Below are 1,080 nucleotides of genomic sequence, written 5' to 3'. Positions count from 1 at the left end.
TGTATTTGATAGTCTCCGTCTTGCGGATTTGGGCGCGTTGATCTTTCGGGAATGAGCGCGAAAAAGTTTCGGGTCTGAGCGCGGGCACGCCGACCATCCCGTTCGGCCTACCGTTGTCGTTGCTTCGGTTACGACGATTGGGGGCCAGAGAGGAAATGATCGGCGTGGACAAGATTGACGATATCAGAAAGCTCGGAAGGAACGGGGCGACCGTCGCCTCGATCGCCCGGGACACCGGGGTCTCCGAGCCCACGGTGAGGAAGTACCTGAGGGAGCCGGACCTCTCCGAGAGGCCGCCGGCGGTCGGCAGGGCGCCCGAGTCGCCGCTGCTCGAGCCCTTCGCGGAGCTGATCGACTCGTGGCTGCTGGAGGACCGGCGCTGCTGGTTCAAGCAGCGCCACACCGCGAAGAGGGTCTACGACCGCCTCGTCGGGGAGAGGGGCTTCGCGGGCTCCTACACGACCGTCCAGAGGTACGTCAAGCGCAGGCGCGAGGAGCTCGCCGCCGAGCTCGACGCCCGCGAGGCGCAGGGGTTCCTCCTGCCCGGCTGGCTCCCGGGCGAGTGCCAGGTCGACTTCGGGCAGGCGGACTTCCGCGTGCGCGGCGTCGTCACGCGGGGCCACTTCCTCGTGGTCGCGTTCCCGCACCCCGACGTCGGGCTCGCCCAGGTCTTCTGGGGCGAGACCGCGGAGTGCGTCTGCCAGGGGCTCAGGGACGTGTTCGAGTTCCTCGGCGGCGTGCCGCTGCGCGCCGTCTTTGACAACGCCACCGAGGTCGGACGCCGAGTCGGCGCGCAGATCGTCACCTCCGGGCTCTTCAGGCGCTTCGCGGCCCACTACGGCCTCGACTACAGCTTCACCAACCCCCACTCGGGGAACGAGAAGGGCTCCGTGGAGAACAAGGTCGGCGCGCTCAGGCGCAACCTCTTCGTCCCGCTCCCGCAGGTCTGGGACGTGAAGGCCTACAACGGGAGGCTGCTCGGCACGTGCCTGGAGCTCTCCGACGGCAAGCCGCACTACCGCAAGGGAGCGCCCGAGTCCGAGCTCTTCGGGGACGACCGCGCGGCGCTCTCGCCGCTGC

At 68.5% G+C, this 1,080-nt stretch carries 1 protein-coding gene; it reads left to right on the top strand.

The annotated features are described in order from the left end of the window. Positions 1 to 164 precede the first annotated feature (164 nt). On the top strand, positions 165 to 1,080 hold a 916-nt coding region (gene istA / locus C1717_RS00005), incomplete at its 3' end, for an IS21 family transposase (protein ID WP_180965774.1).

This window comes from Enorma phocaeensis, assembly GCF_900186505.1.
In the GTDB taxonomy this organism is placed as follows: Bacteria; Actinomycetota; Coriobacteriia; order Coriobacteriales; family Coriobacteriaceae; genus Enorma; species Enorma phocaeensis.
Note: the sequence above shows the minus strand (reverse complement) of the source record. Positions and strands in the feature narration are given on the sequence as shown.